At 64.4% G+C, this 19,400-nt stretch carries 15 protein-coding genes; 11 read left to right on the top strand and 4 right to left on the bottom strand.

Annotated elements, in window-relative coordinates:
* Nucleotides 1-6: 6 nt before the first annotated feature.
* The 9 genes from ACE103_RS35610 (at nucleotide 7) to ACE103_RS35570 (ending at nucleotide 9,442) form a co-directional block, all read left to right on the top strand.
* Nucleotides 7-1,188, top strand: a complete 1,182-nt coding sequence (locus ACE103_RS35610) for an acyl-CoA dehydrogenase family protein (protein ID WP_212313059.1) — start codon at nucleotides 7-9, stop codon at nucleotides 1,186-1,188.
* 71 nt (nucleotides 1,189-1,259) lie between these two features.
* A complete protein-coding gene (locus tag ACE103_RS35605; protein WP_375776828.1) occupies nucleotides 1,260-2,390 on the top strand; it encodes an acyl-CoA dehydrogenase family protein in 1,131 nt (376 codons plus the stop codon).
* 15 nt (nucleotides 2,391-2,405) lie between these two features.
* Nucleotides 2,406-3,593 (top strand): acetyl-CoA C-acyltransferase, encoded by a 1,188-nt coding sequence (locus ACE103_RS35600; protein ID WP_375776827.1) that lies wholly within the window; start codon nucleotides 2,406-2,408, stop codon nucleotides 3,591-3,593.
* A 21-nt stretch (nucleotides 3,594-3,614) separates the two neighbouring features.
* The gene (locus tag ACE103_RS35595) at nucleotides 3,615-4,625 is read left to right on the top strand and encodes an NAD(P)H-dependent flavin oxidoreductase (RefSeq protein ID WP_375776826.1); all 1,011 of its coding nucleotides are present in this window, start codon (nucleotides 3,615-3,617) and stop codon (nucleotides 4,623-4,625) included.
* Nucleotides 4,626-4,637: 12 nt separating this feature from the next.
* Entirely contained in the window at nucleotides 4,638-5,411 is a 774-nt protein-coding gene (locus ACE103_RS35590; RefSeq protein WP_375776825.1) for an enoyl-CoA hydratase-related protein, read from the top strand.
* Nucleotides 5,412-5,451: 40 nt separating this feature from the next.
* Nucleotides 5,452-6,612, top strand: coding sequence for an iron-containing alcohol dehydrogenase (locus ACE103_RS35585; RefSeq protein ID WP_375776824.1), 1,161 nt, complete (start codon nucleotides 5,452-5,454; stop codon nucleotides 6,610-6,612).
* 26 nt (nucleotides 6,613-6,638) lie between these two features.
* The gene (locus ACE103_RS35580; protein WP_375776823.1) at nucleotides 6,639-7,445 is read left to right on the top strand and encodes a glutathione S-transferase; all 807 of its coding nucleotides are present in this window, start codon (nucleotides 6,639-6,641) and stop codon (nucleotides 7,443-7,445) included.
* A 39-nt stretch (nucleotides 7,446-7,484) separates the two neighbouring features.
* A complete protein-coding gene (locus ACE103_RS35575) occupies nucleotides 7,485-8,186 on the top strand; it encodes an SDR family NAD(P)-dependent oxidoreductase (RefSeq protein ID WP_375776822.1) in 702 nt (233 codons plus the stop codon).
* A 53-nt stretch (nucleotides 8,187-8,239) separates the two neighbouring features.
* Nucleotides 8,240-9,442 (top strand): ABC transporter substrate-binding protein, encoded by a 1,203-nt coding sequence (locus ACE103_RS35570; RefSeq protein WP_375776821.1) that lies wholly within the window; start codon nucleotides 8,240-8,242, stop codon nucleotides 9,440-9,442.
* 29 nt (nucleotides 9,443-9,471) lie between these two features.
* Here the strand turns inward: ACE103_RS35570 and ACE103_RS35565 are convergent, their stop codons facing one another.
* Complete coding sequence (locus ACE103_RS35565) at nucleotides 9,472-11,028, bottom strand: hypothetical protein (protein ID WP_375776820.1); 1,557 nt, start codon at nucleotides 11,026-11,028, stop codon at nucleotides 9,472-9,474.
* Nucleotides 11,029-11,043: 15 nt separating this feature from the next.
* On the bottom strand, nucleotides 11,044-12,234 hold the full coding sequence (locus ACE103_RS35560) for a glycosyltransferase family 4 protein (RefSeq protein WP_375776819.1): 1,191 nt from the start codon (nucleotides 12,232-12,234) through the stop codon (nucleotides 11,044-11,046).
* Nucleotides 12,235-12,511: 277 nt separating this feature from the next.
* Here ACE103_RS35560 and ACE103_RS35555 point away from each other — a divergent pair, with 277 nt between their 5' ends.
* Nucleotides 12,512-14,629 carry a GumC family protein gene (locus tag ACE103_RS35555; protein WP_375776818.1) on the top strand — a complete coding sequence of 706 codons (2,118 nt, stop codon included), beginning with the start codon at nucleotides 12,512-12,514 and terminating at the stop codon, nucleotides 14,627-14,629.
* Between the two features lie 90 nt (nucleotides 14,630-14,719).
* On the opposite strand, the gene ACE103_RS35550 is transcribed toward ACE103_RS35555, so the two are convergent.
* Complete coding sequence (locus tag ACE103_RS35550) at nucleotides 14,720-16,045, bottom strand: lipopolysaccharide biosynthesis protein (protein ID WP_374708098.1); 1,326 nt, start codon at nucleotides 16,043-16,045, stop codon at nucleotides 14,720-14,722.
* 514 nt (nucleotides 16,046-16,559) lie between these two features.
* Between ACE103_RS35550 and ACE103_RS35545 the strand changes: the two genes are divergently transcribed.
* Nucleotides 16,560-17,780 (top strand): FAD-dependent oxidoreductase, encoded by a 1,221-nt coding sequence (locus tag ACE103_RS35545; RefSeq protein ID WP_375776817.1) that lies wholly within the window; start codon nucleotides 16,560-16,562, stop codon nucleotides 17,778-17,780.
* Nucleotides 17,781-17,915: 135 nt separating this feature from the next.
* On the opposite strand, the gene ACE103_RS35540 is transcribed toward ACE103_RS35545, so the two are convergent.
* A complete protein-coding gene (locus tag ACE103_RS35540; protein WP_375776816.1) occupies nucleotides 17,916-19,046 on the bottom strand; it encodes a GNAT family N-acetyltransferase in 1,131 nt (376 codons plus the stop codon).
* Nucleotides 19,047-19,400 lie beyond the last annotated feature (354 nt).

The following is a 19,400-nucleotide window of genomic DNA, read 5'->3' as shown; positions in this document are numbered from 1 at the left end:
TTACAGATGGAGCTCGCGCTATCTCCTGAAGACGCGGCGTTTCGCGACGAAGTCCGCGCCTTCATCAAGGACAATTATCCGGCGGAGATGCGCGTCCCCAATCCGGAGACCGATCTCTCCAAGGAACAGATGCTGCTGTGGCATCGCATCCTGCACGAGAAGGGCTGGATCGCCCCGCTCTGGCCCAAAGAGTATGGCGGACCGGGCTGGTCGATCACCCGCCGCTTCATCTTCGAGCAGGAGACGACGCGCGCCGGCACCATGCCGCCGCTGGCGTTCAGCGTCACCATGGTAGGCCCCGTCATCTACACGTTCGGCAACGCGGCGCAGAAGGCGAAGTTCTTGCCGCGCATCCTGTCCGGCGAGGATTGGTGGTGCCAGGGCTATTCGGAGCCGGGCTCCGGCTCCGATCTTGCCACCGTCCGCACCAAGGCGGTACGCGACGGCGACCACTACATCGTCAACGGCCACAAGACCTGGACCACACTGGCGCAGCATGCCGACTGGATCTTCTGCCTGGTCCGTACCGATCCGGCCGCGAAGCCGCAATCCGGCATCTCGTTCCTGTTGATCGACATGAAGTCGCCGGGGGTCACCGTGCGCCCGATCATCACCATCGACGGCTCGCACGAGGTCAACGACGTCTTCCTGGAGAACGTCCGTGTTCCGGCGGAGAACCTGATCGGCGAGGAGAACAAGGGCTGGACTTACGCGAAATTCCTGCTCGGCAATGAGCGCACCAGCATGGCCGGCATCGGCCGCTCGACGCGCTACATCGCGCGGCTGAAGAAGATCGTGAAGGCCGAGATCCCGGAAGACGATCCGGCGCATCTTGAATTCATCAGGGACATCGCCCGCGTCGAGCTCGACGTGCTGGCGCTGGAGGCGACCGAGCTTCGGGTCGTCGCCCAGATGGCGCGCGGCATCGATCCGGGGCCGGCGGCCTCGCTGTTCAAGATCCGCGGCACCGAGATCTTTCAGAATATCACCGAGCTGACCCATCGGGCGATCGGCAATGACGGCCTTGCGATCCGCGAGCATCCGGTCAGCGCCAACCGCTTCATGCCGGGCCCGGACTACGGCCACACGGCGTCGGAGAAGTATCTCAACTCGCGCAAGCTCTCGATCTACGGCGGATCGAACGAGATCCAGCGCAACATCATCGCCAAGGCGGTGCTTGGTCTCTAGAGCATGATGCTCAAACAAGGCGTTGGAGCGCATCGCATCGCGCTCTAGCAGCAGCGGCACGAGAGGATCGGATGGATATCCAGTTCACGGAAGAGCAGGAATTGTTGCGGTCCAGCGTGCAGCGGCTGCTGCGCGACCGGTACGATTTCGATGCGCGCCGCAAGATCGTCGCCAGCGAGGACGGCTTCAGCCGCAAGCATTGGGCCGAGTTCGCCGAGCTCGGCCTGCTCGCCGCGCCATTTTCGGAAGCCGCCGGCGGGCTCGGCGGCGGACCGCTGTCGACCATGATCATCATGCAGGAGTTCGGCCGCCATCTCGTGGTCGAGCCGTTCGTCGAGACTGTTGTCGTTGCGGGTGGCCTGCTCGAGCAGGCAGGTTCCGACGCGCAGCAGCAGGCCTATATCGCCGACATCGTCGCGGGTTCGAAGCTCTGGGCGCTGGCCTGGACCGAGAGGGGCTCGCGCTTCGATCTTGCCACGGTCACCACCGCGGCCCGCCGAGAGGGCAACGACTATGTCCTCACCGGCGAGAAGACGGCGGTGATGACCGCACCCTGGGCGGATTATCTGATCGTCTCCGCCCGCACCTCGGGCCATCGTCACGATCGCGGCGGCGTCAGCCTGTTCGTGGTCGATCGCCGCGCCGCGAATCTCGACCTGCAAAGCTTCAGGACCATCGATGGCCGGAGGGCTGCCGAGATCAGCCTGCGCGGCGTACGCGGCGAACTGCTTGGTGGGGAAGGCGAGGGCGTCGCCGCGCTGGAAGCCTGCCGCAACCGGGCGATCGGCGCGCTCTGTGCCGAGGCGGTCGGCGCGATCGGCGAACTGAACGACGCGACACTCGACTACTCCAAGACGCGCAAGCAGTTCGGCGTCACGATCGGCAGCTTCCAGGTGCTGCAGCACCGGATGGTCGACATGTTCATCGCACATCAGGAGGCGCTGTCCCTGATGCAGCATCTCAGCCTCAGCCTCAGCGACGACGAGGCCGGCATCTCCCGGCTGGCTTCGGGCGCCAAGTCCAAGATCGGCTATGCCGGCAAGTTCGTGGCTGATCAGGCGGTGCAGCTGCACGGCGGCATGGGCATGACCGACGAGCTCAATGTCGGCCACTACTTCAAGCGGATTTCCTCCATCAACATCCAGTTCGGCGATCCTGCCTATCACGTGCTGCGCTTCGCGCAGCTCGACGCGGTCGCATAAGCCAGAGAGGCAAGCATGTCACAGGATGCAGTCATCGTTTCCACCGCGCGCACCGGCGTCGGCAAGGCCTATCGCGGCGCGCTCAACAACACCGACGGCCCGACTTTGGCCGGCCATGTGATGGCCGAAGCCGTCAAGCGCGCCGGCATTGCGCCCGGCGAGGTCGAGGACGTGGTGATGGGCTGTGCCATGCAGCAGGGCACAATGGTGATGAATGTTGCGCGCAAGGGGGCGATCCGCGCCGGCCTTCCGGTCACGGTTGCCGGCACCACCATCGACCGGCAATGCGCCTCCGGGCTGCAGGCGATCGCGGTCGCCGCCCGTTCGGTGATGCTCGACGGCGTCGAGATCGCGATCGGCGGCGGCATCGAGTCGATCAGCCTGGTGCAGAACGAGCACATGAACCGGTTCCACGCCGTCGACGACGAGCTGATGGCGATGAAGCCCGAGATGTACATGTCGATGCTGGAGACCGCCGAGGTCGTCGCCGAGCGCTACGGGATCGGCCGCGACAAGCAGGACGAGTACAGCCTGGAGTGCCAGCGCCGTGTCGGTGCCGCATTGCAGGGCGGCCGCTTCAACGACGAGATCGTGCCGTTCACGACCAAGATGGCCGTGGTCAACAAGGACACCAAGGAAGTCAGCTTCCAGCAGGTGACGCTAACGAAGGATGAGGGCCCGCGGCCGGATACCACGGCGGATGGCCTTGCCAAGATCAAGCCGGTGTTCGAGGGCAAGACCATCAGCGCCGGCAATGCCAGCCAGCTCTCCGACGGCGCCTCGGCCTGCGTGATCATGAGCGACAAGATCGCCGCGCAGAAGGGGCTGAAGCCGCTCGGCATCTTCCGTGGCTTTGTCGCCGCCGGCGTCGAGCCCGATGAGATGGGCGTCGGCCCGGTCGCGGCGATCCCGCGGCTGTTGAAGCGGCATAACCTCAAGATCGACGACATCGATCTCTGGGAGCTCAACGAGGCCTACGCGGTGCAGGTGATCTATTGCCGCGACAAGCTCGGCATCGATCCGGACAAGCTGAACGTCAATGGCGGCTCGATCGCGATCGGCCATCCTTATGGCATGACCGGGGCTCGGCTCACCGGCCACCTCCTGATCGAGGGCCGGCGGCGCAAGGCGAAATACGGCGTGGTGACCATGTGCATCGGCGGCGGCATGGGCGCGGCTGGGCTGTTCGAAATCGTCCACTGATCGGAAACGCGGGAGAGACTTGTGAAGACAGCAATCACTGAACTGTTCGGTATCCAGCATCCGATCATCCAGGGCGGCATGCATTATGTCGGCTTCGCCGAGATGGCGGCCGCGGTGTCCAACGCCGGCGGCCTCGGCATCATCACCGGCCTGACTCAGCGGACGCCGGAGCTGCTGGCCAAGGAGATCGCGCGCTGCCGCGACATGACGGACAAGCCGATCGGCGTGAACCTCACCTTCCTGCCGAGCTTCACCGCGCCGCCCTATCCCGAATATATCGCTGCTATCCGCGAGGGCGGCGTCAAGGCGGTGGAGACCGCGGGCCGCAGCCCGGAGCAGTACATGCCGGCCCTGAAGGCGGCCGGCATCAAGGTGATCCACAAATGCACGTCGGTGCGGCATTCGCTGAAGGCCGAGAAGATCGGCTGCGATGCGGTCAGCGTCGACGGTTTCGAGTGCGGCGGCCATCCCGGCGAGGATGACATCCCCAACATGATCCTGCTGCCGCGCGCGGCGGACGAGCTCAAGATTCCGTTCGTCGCCTCCGGCGGCATGGCGGATGCGCGCAGCCTCGTCGCGGCGCTGTCGATGGGCGCTGCCGGCATGAACATGGGTACGCGCTTCATTGCGACCAAGGAAGCGCCGGTCCATGCCAACGTGAAGCAGGCGCTGCTCGACGCCGACGAGCTCGACACCCGCCTGGTGATGCGGGCGCTGCGCAACACCGAGCGGGTGCTGAAGAACAAGGGCGTCGACGAGCTGCTCGAGATCGAGCGCGAGAAGGGCGGCAAGCTGAAGATCGAGGACATCCACGAGCAGGTCGCCGGCGTCTACCCGAAGGTGATGATCGACGGCGAGATGGATGCCGGCGCCTGGAGCTGCGGCATGGTGGTCGGTTTGATCCACGACATCCCGACGGTCAAGGAGCTGATCGACCGCATCATGAGCGAGGCCGAAGCGATCATCCGGCAGCGGCTGACCGGCTTCCTCGACGGCAAGTTCGAAACCACAGCGGCCCGCGCGGTCGCCTGACGGGAGCGTGCCATGACCGAGCATGTCAAAGTGGAAGTCGCGGCCGGCGTCATGACGCTGACCTTGCAACGGCCCGAGAAGAAGAACGCCCTGACCGGCGCCATGTATGATGCGATGTCGAATGCGCTGAAGCAGGCGGAGGCGGATCCATCCGTCCGCGTGATCCTGTTCCAGGGTGACGGCGACAGCTTTACCGCGGGCAACGACCTGGCTGATTTCGCGAGCCAGGCGCGCGGCGAAAGCGCGGTCGATAGCCCCGCGCATCGCTTCATCGAGACCATCAGCAAGGTCGGCAAGCCGCTGGTCGCGGCCGTGCAGGGCAATGCGGTCGGCGTCGGCACCACCATGCTGCTGCATTGCGACCTGGTTTATCTCGCCGAGACCGCGCGGCTGATCACGCCCTTCGTCAATCTCGCTCTGGTGCCGGAGGCAGCGTCGAGCTGGCTGCTGCCGTTGCGGATCGGGCACGCGCGCGCCTATGCGATGTTCGCGCTCGGCGAGCCGATGGATGCGCAGGGCGCGGTGGCATCCGGCCTCGCCAATGCCGTGGTGCCGCAGGCCGATCTGCGCAAGAAGGCGCATGACGCGGCGGTCGCGCTGACCAAGCGGCCGGCCGGTTCGCTCAGCATGACCAAGCAGCTGATGCGCGAGCAGCAGCGGATCGCGGCGCAGATCGCCGAGGAGGGCGTGTTGTTCAAGCAGCGGCTGACGACACCGGAAGCGCGCGAGGCCTTTGCCGCCTTCGCCGAACGGCGTCAGCCGGACTTCACCAAGCTGTCGGCCTGACCGGCAGCGGAACTCACGGACACATCGAGGGAGTGAAAGCATGGGCGTCATCGGCAGCCATCAGTACCCGACCATGGAATCCGTGATCTACGGCAAGCCGGCGGCCGAAGCGCTGCGTGAGGAGGCCGAGCGGCTGGGTGCCAAGCGCGTCTATCTGATCGCCAGCCGGACGCTGAACACCACGACCGACGAGATCGAGAACATCCGCAAAGCGCTCGGTGATCGCCATGCCGCGACCTTCGACGGCGTGCCGCAGCACACAACGCGGGATGTGGTGACCCAGATCGCGCGGCAGGCCAGCGAATCCAAGGCGGACCTCGTGGTCGCGATCGGCGGCGGCTCGGTGGTCGATGCGGCGAAGATTGTGCTGATGTGCATGGAGCACGAGATCTTCGAACCCGCGGGGCTCGACGGTTTCGAAACCACGCCGGACCGCCGGTTCGGACCGTTCCGCACGCCAAAAGTCCGGATGATCGCGATCCCCAGCACGCTTTCGGGCGGCGAGTACAATTCCGGTGCGCTGGTCACCGACACCAGCCGCAAGCTGAAGCAGATATTCAATCACCCGATGATGATGCCGCGCAGCATCATCCTCGATCCTGCGATCACCAAATACACGCCGGAGAAGCTCTGGCTCGGCTCCGGCACGCGCGCGATGGATCATGGCATCGAGGCGATCTGCTCCAGCCGCCCCAACGTGCTGGTCGATGCGGTGTGCCAGCAGGGACTGCGCTATCTGCATGACGGCCTGCTGCGCACCAAGGCCAATCCCGACGACGAGGCGGCGCGGCTGAACTGCCAGCTCGGCTCGTGGCTGTCGGCCTTCGGACTGCAGTCGCGGGTGCCGATGGGCGCAAGTCACGCGATCGGCCATGTGCTCGGCGGAACCTGCGACGTTCCGCACTATTTCTGCACGGCGGTGATGATGCCGAGCGTGCTGCGCTACAACCGTCCCGCGACGGAAACGGCCCAGCGAGCGATCGCCGCCGCGCTCGGTGCGCCCGGCCGTGACGCCAGCGAGGCATTCGCCGGCTTCATCGCGGAACTCGGCCTGCCGCGACGACTTGCCGATGTCGGCGTCGGCGAAGACCGCTTCGAGCTGATCGGCAAGAACGCCATGCTGTCGATCTTCACCCGTGCCAACCCGCAGCCGATCCGCGAGCCCGGCGACGTCGTCAAGATCCTGAAGCTGGCCGCCTGAGGCAACAGCACCCGGAGCAGCCCATCATGGCCGCCTTGCGCATCTTCTCCTATCTGCCGAACCCGCGGGTCTGGAAGGCAACCATTGCGGCGCGGTTCTGCGGCGTCGACGTCGAGGTCAGGGGCGCCTCCGGCAAGGAATTGCGCGACTGGCTGTGGGACTACGATGCCCATCCTCTTACCGAACAGGAACGCGCCGCGCTGTCGTCGCTGGCGCGGACCGGTCGGGTCGGCCTGACCGGCGCGCAGCTGTTCAAGACCGATGCGTTCATGGCGGCGCAGCCGTTCGGCAATGTGCCGGCGGCGTTCGGCGCCGACGGCAAGTTCGGGATCTTCGAATCGAACAGCATCATGCGCGCGGTGGCGCGGCTCGGTGAGGCGAAGTTCCCGCTTTATGGACGTGACGCCTATGAGGCGTCGAGGATCGACAGCTTTCTCGATGTCAGCCTGGTGTTTGCGCGGGACACGCAGATCTATCTGCTCGCGCTGTCGGCCGGCACGGTCGACGCGGCGATTCACGCGCGGGCGAAGGACGCGTTCGCGATCTATGCCTCGGGGATTGAGCAGGCACTGTCGCCCCGGCGAGAGGCGTTGGTCGGAAACGGCATCTCGATTGCCGACATCTGCCTTGCCGCCGAGCTCGCGCTGTTCATGAACGAGCATGCGCGGACCGAGCAGCTGCAGAAGCAGGGGCTGGACAAGATCCTGCATCCCGGGGTGCAGGATGCGTATCCGCTGATGTTCGCGCACTTCGCTCGGCTGGTCGAGCACGCGCATTTCAGGCCGGAACTTAAGCCTTACGTCGAGAAGCTGCTGTCGAAGGCGGCCGCCTGATCTTGAAAATTGTTGGCTGCAACGCGGAGGATTGACTGCATGAGCGCACCCGTCTGTCTGATATCCGGCGTTGGGCCCGGCACCGGTTCGGCGCTCGCCCGGAGGTTCGCTGAAGGCGGCTATCGGGTCGCGCTTCTCGCCCGGAACGAGGAGCGCCTCGCCGCGCTCGAGCAGCAACTGCCGGGCGCGAAGGCCTATCGATGCGATGTGTCCGATCCTGTGCAGGTCGAGACGGTGGCGACGGCCGTGGAGCGCGATCTCGGCCATCCCAGTGTCGTGATCCACAACGCCGTCGGCGGCGCGTTCGGCACCTTCCGCGAGATCGATCCGCAGATTCTCAATCGCAACTTCCAGGTCAACACGATGGGCCTGTTGTACCTGGCGCGGCGGTTTGCTCCGGCGATGATCAGCGCCGGCAAGGGCGCTATCGTTGCGACCGGCAACACCTCGGCCTTGCGCGGCAAGGCAGGCTTCGCGGGGTTCGCTCCGACCAAGGCGGCGCAGCGCATTCTGGCCGAGGCGATGGCGCGCGACCTCGGGCCGCAAGGCGTCCACGTCGCCTATCTCGTGATCGATGCGGTGATCGATCTGGAATGGACGCGCAAGCGCTGGCCGGAGCGGCCGGACGACTTCTTCATCAAGCCGCGAGCGATCGCCGACGAGGTCTGGCACGTCGCCCATCAGGACCGCAGTGCGTGGTCGTTCAACGTCGAGATCAGGCCGTTCGGCGAAGCCTGGTAGGCGCCGTGCGGCGGTCGCAAGCGCCGGTTAATTCATAAGCTCAGGGGGAATTCATGTTGGTGAAGACGTTTGCTGTGTCCATTGCGATGCTTGCGGCCGTTGCCGCTACTGCGGTCCGCGCGGAAACGCCCGGCATCTCGGAATCGGAAATCAGGATCGGGGCGACATTCCCGTTCAGCGGCCCGGCGTCCCCGCTCAGCAATACGGGCAAGGGCCTGATCGCCTACGTGCATTCAATCAACGATCGCGGCGGCATCAACGGTCGCAAGATCAACCTCATCACCTATGACGATGCCTATTCACCGCCCAAGGCGGTGGAGCAGACCCGCAAGCTGATCGAGAGCGACGAGGTGGCGTTCCTGTTCAGCCCGCTGGGCACGCCCGGAATCGGCGCGACCATCAAATACGTGACCGCGAAGAAGGTGCCGCACCTGTTCGTCGTCAGCGGCGTGACCAAGTTTGCAAACTTCGCCGAGTTCCCGCTGACCACCACCGGGCTGCCGAGCTACAACACCGAAGGAAAGGTCTACGCCAAATACATTGCCCAGACCGCGCCCGACGCCAAGATCGCAATCCTCTACCAGAACGACGATCTCGGCCGTGACTTCGTGGCGGCGTTCAAGGAAACCCTGAAGGGCGAGTTCGACAAGAAGGTGGTGACATCTCCCTATGAGGTCACCGAGCCGACCATCGAATCCCGCGTGGTGACGCTGAAGGCGTCGGGCGCCCAGGCATTCCTGATCGCCGGCACGCCGAAATTCGCCGCGCAGGCGATCAAGAAGGCGAGCGAGATCGGCTGGACGCCGCTCACCATCGTGAACTACGTGTCGAGCTCGGTCTCCTCGACCATCGTGCCGGCCGGGGCGGACAAGGCGGTCGGCGTCGTCGTGGCGACCATCGCGAAGGATCCGAACGACAAGAGGTGGGCCGACGATCCCGGCATCAAATGGTATCGCGCCCACTTCGAGAAATATCTTCCGGGTGCCGATATCGGCGACAGCAACTATCTGTTCGGGACCCAGCAGGGCCAGATTCTGGAACAGGTGCTGAAGCAGTGCGGCGACGACCTGTCGCGCGAGAACATCGTGAAGCAGGCGCGCAACATCAAGGGACTTGTGCTGCCGACCCTGATGCCGGGCATCACAGTCAACACCGGGCCGGACAACAGCATGGCCTATACGCAGCTTCAGCTGCAGCGCTGGACGGGGAGCTCCTGGGAGCAGTTCGGCGGCGTGCTGAGCGCGGGGCCGAACTGAGCCGTCGCCGGGATAACTAACGCAGCGCGCTAGTGGAGCCGTCGTGCGATCGGCTTCGCCAGCGGGCTATGCCAGCCCCAGTGCGATGAGCGGTCGCTCGACCGCAGGCTCGCCAGGAACGCCGTGGTCTTCGGCTGCACCCGCGAGCCGTCGATCACCTCGAGCTGGCCGCACCGGTTGAGCGTGTGGAGCTTGCGTCCGCTCCATAGCGGCCCGGGCTTGAGCAGATGTCGAACGGCCTGCTTGTAGGTCGTCGGCGACAGTTCGAGCACTTCCGCAAGGCCGAGCGCGGCGCCGTATCCGTTGGTGCAGTCCTGCACCGGCCGCCACAGCTTCCCATTGACGGTGACGAAGTTTCCGGCCGGCCGCGTGGTCGCGCGATCCATCAGGATCGGATTGGCCGCGTGCGGTTGCCAGGGGCCAAGCAATTGCCCGGCGTAATAAATCGCGAGCGTGTCGGAATATCCGCCGGTGCCATCGCGCCAGGCCCCGAACATGTAGTGGAGGCCGTTGTGCTGCGTGATCGTCACGTCGGCCAATTCGAGGCCGGACAGCAGCGTTGAATGCCGCTCCCACTTGTCCGGAAAGCGGATGCATTTGTAGATCGGAACGTCGCGGTGCGCAGTGCTTTCCGGGATCATCCAGAGCTCGCCGCCATCCTCGATCAGGAACGGGTAGGACAGATGCCAGGGCTCCTCGAGCACCGGCATCACCGTGCCGATCGGCCCGCTGCCGTCGAATTCGATCGTGGAAATGATGCCCTTGCCGGTCCGGTGGTCGAGGTCCTCGAAGAACACGAACGTCCTGCCCTGCCATTTCACCGGGACGGGATCGGCATAGAAGTGGTTGCCGGGATCGCCGAGCACGTTCCAGGCCGGCCCCGACAAGTCGCCGGTGCGCCAGATATCCGTGTTGTCGGCAAAGCGCCAGCCGACATGCCAATGCGGCGCGTAGCAGCACAGGCGATAGATTTCCTTCGCGATCGAAGTCGCCACGCCGCGCATGACAAAGGGCGCGGGATTTCGCGGTACGCTGCCATTCGCCGAAGCAGCCAATTGCGGCACCAGCCGCGGAGCTCCCGACAATATCGGCGGCAGCATCGACAGCGTGCGTGCCATCACCGTTTCGAGCCCGCCGCTTAGGCCGGCCGCGATTTCCGCGGAGGGATGGCCGCGGTCCATCACCGCGCCGTCGAGCTCATTGACGATTTCGATCACCGGCAGATCGCCGGCGAGAATGGCCGAAAGTACCGCACTTTCTCCCGCGTGCCCGTTGAACCGCGGACGGAGATAGAGCCTGGCGGAGCAGTTCGGATCCAGCGCGGCAGTGGTGAAGTCGACCACCACGTCGGGGTTGCCGGCGCGCGGACGCTCCGGGATCGTCTTCGGCCGGTCGGCCTCGCCGGTCTTGCCCTTGCGCAGGACGATGCGCTCGAGCTCGAACAGCATGTCGAGGCCGGCGGGTCGAGGCTCCGGCGTCGTGGTCCAGGCGATTTGAACGGGAATATCTTGATCGTTGACGCGCAGCGACTCGCGGCTCATCCAGAGCCGCGGCTGCGCGTGATCGCAGCGAAACTCGATAATCATGGCCAGCCCAACTTCCTAGTGCGCGTCCGCCCCCACAGCGTCGCCGAGAATGCGGACGTATTCCTCTATCATGGCATCCAACGAATAGCGCGACTTCAGGCCCACGGCGCTTTGCCGCAGCCGGTCGCTCAACACGCGATCGGTCAGGACCTTCGACACGGCGGCCGCGAATTCTGGTTCGTTCGACGCGTCGACGAACACCGCGGCAGGCTGTCCCTGGTAGGACAGCACCTCGCGCAGCACGGGGAGATCGTTGACGACGCAGGGAATGCCGGCGCTCGCGGCTTCGACCGCGGCAAGGCCGAAGGTTTCGGCCTGCGTCGGGAATACGAAGACGTCGAGGCAGGTCAGAAAATCGGCCACCTGGCGCGGTGGAATCTCGCCGATGAAGTGCAGCCGGTCGGATACCTTCAACTCGTCCGCGAGCGCCCTCAGCCGCCCTTCATCCGCGCCCTGGCCGGCGAGCGCAAGGTGCCAGGAGGGATCGGCAGCCAGCAGGCGAATGGCCGCATCGAGCCGCTTGTGCGGGTGCAGGCGTGCCGCGCAGCCGAGCAGGGTACGGTCCGGCGGCAGCTTGAACTGTTGCCGCGCCGCGTCCTTCGGCAGGCTATGCGACTTGTCGTCGAAGCCGTGCGGGACGTGCTTCATGCGCGATCGATACGGAGCGGGATAGCGCGCATATTCGCGCTCCATGTCGCGCGAGTTCAGCGTGATGCAGTGGAAGAAGCCGGTCGAGCCCATGATGATGTCGGCGGCGCGTACCGGCATGCTCATCGACAGCGCCGAGGATACCTGGTTGGCAATCACGGGGGCGCGGCTGACGAGGCGCGACACGCCGCCGCCGATCACATTGCCGAAGTGCTGGAAGGTCAGGACGACGTCGGGTTTGATGGTCCTGAGATGACCGGCGAGCGCCCACAGCATCCGCAGCAGCGCCACCGGGTTTCCCGGACGGGTCTGCGCGCAGTAGAACGTATTGGGCGGCTCGTCGAAGGAATCCGATTTGCGGAAGAAGAACAGGTTGGCGACGTCATAGCCGCGCGCGGTGAGGCCGGCGCCGAGCAGCCGCGAGATCTCCTGCGCGCCGGCGTTCTCGGCCTGGGTCTGCACCAGGACAACGCGCAGCTTTCGCTTGCGCTCGTTCGGTCGATCGCGTGATGCGGTCGATGCCTCGCGCAATTCTGTGCTTGGCGTCTGCTGGAGCACGGATTCCTCACCCGTTGAAGGAGTGGATTCGCCCCCTTCATTTTTGCGCGCGTAACTACCACGCGAAGCGCGCTCGTGCATCGAGTAGCGCGTGTTGAGGTTACTGCTCATTTAGCAATCAGACATGTGTCGGCAATCGAGAGCTATTATCTCACGGACAGGGTACCGCCGGCTCGTTAACTAATTGGTTACGGCAACGCGAAGAGGGGGTAACCGGCGATTAACCATAGATATTTACGTTGGAGCAGTACTGTCAGTTGAATTTGAGTCAGAGCCCATGAAGTTCGGTAGCCGCATAGGCCCGAGACGTTCCGAAGTCACGGAACCCGCAGCGTCGTGGGAAACTGCCGGCGTGCCGGCCGGCCAATCTTCGGCGGAAACTACCAAGGGCGTGCTTAGCATTCCCGGCGTGCTGGCCTTTTTTCGTGAGAAGGGTCAACGGATCCTGATGCTGGCCGCGGTCATCTTCGCGGTCGGTATCATCCTGTTGATGCTGATCCCGGCGCGTTACGCCGCGACGGCGCTCGTCGTCGTCGACCCGCGCGAGCAGCGCGTCACCGCCGATCAGGACGTCCTGCCCGGGATCGGTCAAGATGCCGCAGCACTGCAAAGCTACGTCGAGATCGCCAAGTCCGATGGATTTCTCGGGCCGCTGATCGATCAGCTCAAGGTCGCCGAGGACAACGACATCTCCGGAGGCAAGACCGACACGACGCGCCTGCTCGACCGGTTTCGCAACCGGCTCGATATCTCAAGGCGCGGGCTAACCTATGTGATCGCCATCAAGTTCACATCCGACAACCCGCAGCGCGCGGCGTACTACGCCAATGCGGTGGCCGAGGCGTTCGTCGCCAGCCAGCGCGGGACGCGTAGCGTGGCAACCGACGAGGCCGCCGACTGGCTGAAGAGCCGGCTGAAGACCTTGAACGACCGGCTGCGGACGTCGGAAGATGCCGTTGCCAAGTTCAAGCTTGAGCACCGGATCGTCAACGCCGGCAAGGAATCCACCACACAGCAATTGCGCGTCACCGACCTGACGCAGCAGGTTGCCGCGGCGCGCGCCCGCACTGAAGAAGCCAAAGCGCGCTATGAGCAGTTGCAACGCGACCTGAAGGCCAATGTCGACGGGCCGGTCAAGCAGGACCTGCTGAGCGCGCTGCGGGCCCAGCGCTCCGCGCTCAACGACCAGATCGCGCAAAAGCGCGGCGTGCTCGGCGATCGTCATCCCGACCTCGTGATGGCGCTCAGCCAGTTGAGCGATCTCAACCGGCAGATCGAGATCGAGCGCAAGAAGAACATCGACACCGCGAAGTCGGAATACGAGGCGCAGCGCGATCAGCAGAAGGCGCTCGAGGACCAGCTGAAGGCAGCCGAGTCGCAGATCCTGGTCGACGGCCAGGCGTTCGTTAAGTTGCAGGAATTGCAGCGCGACGCCGACGCCAACAAAAACATCTACGAGCAGTTCCTGTCGCGCTACAGGACGACCGACGAGCAGCGCGGGCTTCAGAATTCGCAGACCAAGATCGCATCTCCGGCGACGCCGCCGATTCGTTCGACGCTTCCGCCGCTTCCTTTGTTGCTCGTCGCGCTTGCGATCGTCTCGCTGCTGACGTCGACGGCGATCGTCGCTGTTCCCGGTCTCGATCTGAAGCAGCTCCCGATCAAAAGCATTCCGCCGCTTCGCCGCGCCGAGGCGCCTGCGCCCGCACCGGTGCCGGCTCCGGCCGCGCCGCAATCTGCGCTGCCGCCGGGCCTGCCGGTGCTGGCCCGCATTCCGAACTTGGTGTCGCCAGATGCGGTCAGGAGCGTCTGGCAGACCCCGATTTCGACGACGGCCGAGCCCGATCTCAGTCCGCATCTTCAGTTGCTGATCGAGAACATCGAGCAGCTTCCGGGTGAGCACGGCAAGGTGGCGCTGCTGCTGTCGGTCGAGACCGGTGCGGGCGGCAGCACCGTCGCGCGGTCGCTCAACCGGTCCGCCGTCAAGAACGGGATGCTCAGCGTCCTGATCGAGATGGAAACCAGCCGCGCCGAAGCCGCGCCGCCGCAAGGTGCTGGGATCATCAAGGCCGATCTGCCGTCGGTCGTCGAACTGCTGGGCGCCAGCAGCAAGGCGCCGCCCTATCCGCAGGACGACATTCGCGCCGATTTCGGCTTGATCATCGTCGACGCATCGTCGCTTGCCATGCAGCCGGCCGCCGTCGCGCTGGCCGCCCATGCCGACCTCGTGATCCTCGTGGTTCGCGAGGGCGCCGCCAACACGGCTGCGATCGGCAAGGCGCGGGCCGATCTGTCCAAGTTCGGTTCGGTCCCGATTGCGCTCGTCGTCAATCGCGTGGCGGGCAACGCCGCGGTCAGCAATCCCCAGCGCGAAGCCCTGGGATTGGCAAGCTGAAGCTCGGGATTCCTGTTCGACGCGTTTTCTTCACGCGAACCGGCGTCCATCCCACATCAAGTGCGGGACAGGCTTTCGCTTGAAGACGCTCTAGTCCTTGCCATCCGCAACACGGACGGCGTAAGCGCCGGCCTTCGACGACGAGAGATGCGACAGCACCAGAATTGACGGGTCGACGCCGGTCCGCCGGCGGCACAGCACATTGAGTGCGATGGTGGCGAGCACCAGAGAAACCGTCGCCGAGATCGCCGCCCCGAGCACGCCGAGCCAGGGGATCAGCACGACAAATCCGACCAGCCGCAACGCCACGTTGGCGGCGACCACAGGAACATAATCGCGCTCATGCCCCGTCAGCTGCAGGACCGCGGCCGACGGCCCGCCTGCCGCCTGGAAGGCCGTTCCGATCGCGAGCACGATCAACACCCACTGCTGCGCGGCGAAGTGCGGTCCGAACAGGCCGAGCAGGTAGGGAGCGCCGACCCAGACGATGACGAGCCCGCTGAGCACGCAGAGCGCGGTCACCTCGGCCATCAGCTTCAGCGTATGTTCGAGCTCGCGGTGATTCTTGCTGAAATACAGCGACGGCAGCCGGCGCGCGCCGAACGTGTAGAGCGCAGCGGAAAGCATCGCGAAGATGTTCGCCAGGCGCGAGGCGGCGAAATAGACGCCGGCAGTGGCCGGATCCAGCATCCAGTAGACCAGGATGACGTCGAAATACTGGTTCGCTGCTTCGAGAATCGAGGCGAGCCAGAAGCGGAACGCGCTGCGGTTCCAGCGCGACGTCTCGAAGCGCGCTGTGACCGCACGCAGGTTTGGCAGCACGCGCATGATCGACACGATCTGCACGACCAGCCCCAACGCCATCGCGACCGTCATCGCGGTGAACAGTTCGGCCGGGGTGAGCTGGCGGTGGCTGAACAGCACCGCGATCAGGACCAGGACGACGGCAACCCGCCAGAAGAATTCGCGATTGCCTTCGCCCATCAGGATGCTGACCAGTGATCGTGCGATCTGGCTGCCAAGCATCAGCCCGGCATTGACGGCGGTGAACGCCGAGACCGAGAGGATCAAGAGCCACCATTCGCCGCGAATGCCTGCCACCGCGGCAATCGCGGCGATCGAGATCAGCATCCCGATCGCCGAGTACTTCAGGCTCGACAGCAGCACACCCTTGGTGAGCTCGGCCTGGCCGCGCACCTCGTACTCATTGAGGAAGCGAACCAGCAGCAGCTCCTGACCGACCAGGCCCACGACCGCCGCGATCTGGGCGACGGAGAGCAAGGTTGCGAAGTCTCCGAACGCGTCGGGCGTCATCGTCCGCGCCGCCAGCGAGAACAGGGCGAACGCGAGTCCGCCGCTGCCAACCTTGAGGAGGATGGTGCCGGCAACGCCGCGCGTGACATCGCGCCGTAGCATTTGAAGAACAGAGGCAATCACAAGCGAGGTCTCAATATCCTGTCAGGCTGCTGACCCTAGCAATCGGTGAGGTCAGGAGTGTTAATGTTCTCTTGCTAAAATTCCGTTCCTTTCAGCCTTCAGGCGCCACGCAGCCGTGAACCTGGCCAATATGTCGCGCTGCTCCATTCTGGAACGCTGCCGTCCTTGCTGTGTCCAAACGGTGCAGATTGGATTGTTCCCCGCCGCTCGGTTCAACAGCGTGGACCCTGCTGGTTGAAACCGCGTTAGCGCGTCAACCGCACCCGCCGAAGCTCCACGGCCAGCCGATCGTCCCGCCAGCCTGCTGTGAGCGTCCAAAACATCAGTTTCACGACCTCTGTGGCTGCAAGCCACGTGCCGGGAAGGGGCTGATCGCGGTGCGGGCGGTGTCGTTAACCTCAATACTGGAACTCGTCGTGTCCGTTCTGCGCTGCGGCAGGGCAGGCAAGGAAATTGCAGTTCCGTGACCAATTAGCCGTCGGAGCGGACAAAGATGATTGCCGAGGAAAGCATGACCCAGCCGATCGCAACCTGCGAGGCTGAAACGATCGAAGCGGATGTCGCCATTGTCGGCGCCGGTTTGGCGGGCTCGCTCGCGCGTGCCGTCCTCTCCCGGGCCGGCTATCGCGTCGTCCTGATCGACAAGCGCTCGATCCCGCCGGATGAATTTCGGGTCGAAAAGATCGCCGGGCGGCAGATCGATATCTTCCGACGCCTGGGCTTCATCGATGACGTCGAGGCGGTCGCCGCGCCCTATGACCGCGTGCTCAACATCAGGGACGGCAGACTGGTCGATATTGGTGTGGGCCGGTCCTACGGGATTTCCTATTCCAACCTCGTCAATATGGCCCGCGGCCTGACGCCGGATACATCCAGCTTCCTGCTCGATCAGGTGACCAATGTCAGCTGCAGCGAAGATCGCCAGCAATTGACGCTGGCCTCCGGAAAGCGCGTCGTCTCGCGCCTGGTCGTCCTGGCGACCGGCATGGCGGGCGCGCTTGGCTATAATCTCGGAATGCGCCGGCAGATGCTTGCCGAGCGCCACTCGATTTCGTTCGGGTTCACCATTGCAAAGCCGGACAACGCGCCGTTCGGCTTCGACGCGCTAACCTGCTACGGCAAGCAGGCGGCTGACGGCGTCGACTATCTCAGCCTGTTTCCGATGTCGGGTGGCATGCGGGCGAACCTGTTCATGTTCCGCGATCCGACCGATCCGATCATGCGCGAGCTGCGCCGCGACACAAGACGGACGCTGCTTCGCCTGATGCCGGGACTGGAGCGCTACCTCGGCGATTTCCAGATCGTCGGCCAAGTGCACAATTGGGTCATGGACCTGTCGGTGACCGAGGGCCATCTGCAGCCCGGCGTCGTGCTGATCGGCGACGCCTACCAGACCAATTGTCCCGCGGCCGGTACCGGCGTGAGCCGCCTCCTGGTGGATGTCGAGCGTCTCTGCACCGAATATGTGCCGCGCTGGCTCGAGACCGACGGGATGGGCACGGAGAAGATCGCGCAGTTCTATTCCGATCACGACAAGCTCGCCGCCGACCGGCATTCGCTGCAACTGGCGCGCTTCCGCGAGGCTTTGACCTCCAACACCGATGTACGCTGGACCATGCAGCGGAAGCTGCACTTCCTGCGCCGCATGGTCACGCATCAGGTGGACCGGATTCATCCGGGATGGGTCATGCGCGTCCGCAGCGCACTCCGCTAAGGGGGCGCGCGTCTCAAACGGCTCTAAAGCCGGATGAGTTTTGATTGAAATCGGCTTGGTGCGGTCTCGGTTCACCTCTCCCAAAGGAGAGGTGAACTTTCGACGCGGTCCAGCTCAATCTGATCTCATCACGATCTAGCGTGTACCGGTCGAAGTGCGGATCGGCCTGAGGTCGGTCACCCGCTTCGCCGCCTGCTTGATCCAGGGCGCCTGCTTCAGCGCAAACAATGCAAGCGATCCGGCCGCGCTGCCGGCCTGCGTCACGCTCGACATCGGCGTGGGCTGGCCGCCGAACTGCATCTTGTAGGGCTCGTCACCGATGGTGAAATCCAGCACCCGGTCTCCACGCTCAATGCAATCCTTGGCAACACTTTCGAACGTCAGCGCGCCGATCGACTGGCTCTTGTATCCCTCGATGTCGAAAGCCGTCATGACGATGAGCAGGCGGCCGCTGTGGGCGAGGCCAAGTGCCGTGGCGATGACCTCGCTATCCATCTTCATGGTGTAGAGCCGGGTAAAGGAGCCCATGCCGCGAAGCGCCACGCTCGAGTAGAAATCGAAGTACTCCGGTCGCTGCAGCAGGTCACCATCGCCGTGTGCGTGGAACCGCGGACCGCGAAACTTCCTCATCACGTCCATGGCTTCGCCGATGGAAGCGCTGTCGGTGCAACATGCGAAGGTGAGTGTGCCCTTCTTGTGGATCTGGCGCCACTTCTTCGCCAGCTCTTTCACATAGGACTTGCCCAGCGCGTTGATCTGCCATTGCTCGAACGGCGCGGACAGGACCGTCGCATAGGCATTGGTATCCATCAGACTGCGGTGAGGCGCCCCGAGCAAATTCTCGATCGGCATCCTGGCATCGAGCAGCTTGGGAATGCGCAGCAGGTCGAACGGCCGGACCAGCTTGCGCAGCTTCTCGCAGGCCTGGCGGTCCTGCAGCAGTTCGGCGAACGTCGTGGCGGCGCAAACCGGCGACAAATAGTCGGACACGCGAAGGTCGGCGAATTCGATCGTCCGCATCGGCCCGCGGCGCACGCGCAACAGCGGCAGCACGGCCGCCAGCGCCTTGTTGGCGCGATGACGGACGACGACGACCAGCGGCTTCGCTGCCGCGGCGGGAGCGAGCTTGCGATAGAGGCTGTCGAGCCACAGCGGATGCTGAAAGGCGGTCGCGTCCGAGCCTTCGAACAATGTCGCGTATTCTTCAGACAGGAAGTCGAATGCGTCGTCGATGCAGACATCGAACGCGTCATCATTCTTATTCATGTGAAACCAAACAAACGGGTTTTCAAAAGCGTCGGTCGAGCCGCCGTGATCTCCTTATAGCAAAGGCTGACGACCTCGGGCACCGGGAGAATGCGATTTGTATTAATGCAGTCCCTCGACCTTTGCACAGTGTTGCTGCTCGAACGTCGCCGGCCCGGCGGGATCCAGTGTGATGCTGTCGCGGTGCCGCCAGATTTCGTTAACAATCTCTTGCGGCTCGTCTTACATCAAACGGCCACGCGAGATCGCAAGCGGTCTGGACTGGATATTGCAGTTTAGGGCTCGTAAGGACTGGAGCCCTGCCGAAATGTTGACTAACAGCCAAAAAGCCCGTGTTTCCGACGCAATTTCGCC

Source organism: Bradyrhizobium sp. ma5, from assembly GCF_042258955.1.
GTDB lineage: Bacteria > Pseudomonadota > Alphaproteobacteria > Rhizobiales > Xanthobacteraceae > Bradyrhizobium.
The sequence above is the reverse complement of the archived record's forward strand: the minus strand, read 5'-3'. Positions and strand labels throughout refer to the sequence as shown.

Excerpts from the sequence above, each read along its gene's own strand:
- ACE103_RS35540 (WP_375776816.1), bottom strand. The coding sequence starts at position 19,046 with ATGAATAAGAATGATGACGCGTTCGATGTCTGCATCGACGACGCATTC.
- ACE103_RS35565 (WP_375776820.1), bottom strand. The coding sequence starts at position 11,028 with ATGATTATCGAGTTTCGCTGCGATCACGCGCAGCCGCGGCTCTGGATG.
- ACE103_RS35570 (WP_375776821.1), top strand. The coding sequence starts at position 8,240 with ATGTTGGTGAAGACGTTTGCTGTGTCCATTGCGATGCTTGCGGCCGTT.
- ACE103_RS35555 (WP_375776818.1), top strand. The coding sequence starts at position 12,512 with ATGAAGTTCGGTAGCCGCATAGGCCCGAGACGTTCCGAAGTCACGGAA.
- ACE103_RS35600 (WP_375776827.1), top strand. The coding sequence starts at position 2,406 with ATGTCACAGGATGCAGTCATCGTTTCCACCGCGCGCACCGGCGTCGGC.
- ACE103_RS35575 (WP_375776822.1), top strand. The coding sequence starts at position 7,485 with ATGAGCGCACCCGTCTGTCTGATATCCGGCGTTGGGCCCGGCACCGGT.
- ACE103_RS35550 (WP_374708098.1), bottom strand. The coding sequence starts at position 16,045 with ATGCTACGGCGCGATGTCACGCGCGGCGTTGCCGGCACCATCCTCCTC.
- ACE103_RS35580 (WP_375776823.1), top strand. The coding sequence starts at position 6,639 with ATGGCCGCCTTGCGCATCTTCTCCTATCTGCCGAACCCGCGGGTCTGG.
- ACE103_RS35590 (WP_375776825.1), top strand. The coding sequence starts at position 4,638 with ATGACCGAGCATGTCAAAGTGGAAGTCGCGGCCGGCGTCATGACGCTG.
- ACE103_RS35605 (WP_375776828.1), top strand. The coding sequence starts at position 1,260 with ATGGATATCCAGTTCACGGAAGAGCAGGAATTGTTGCGGTCCAGCGTG.
- ACE103_RS35610 (WP_212313059.1), top strand. The coding sequence starts at position 7 with ATGGAGCTCGCGCTATCTCCTGAAGACGCGGCGTTTCGCGACGAAGTC.
- ACE103_RS35545 (WP_375776817.1), top strand. The coding sequence starts at position 16,560 with ATGATTGCCGAGGAAAGCATGACCCAGCCGATCGCAACCTGCGAGGCT.
- ACE103_RS35585 (WP_375776824.1), top strand. The coding sequence starts at position 5,452 with ATGGGCGTCATCGGCAGCCATCAGTACCCGACCATGGAATCCGTGATC.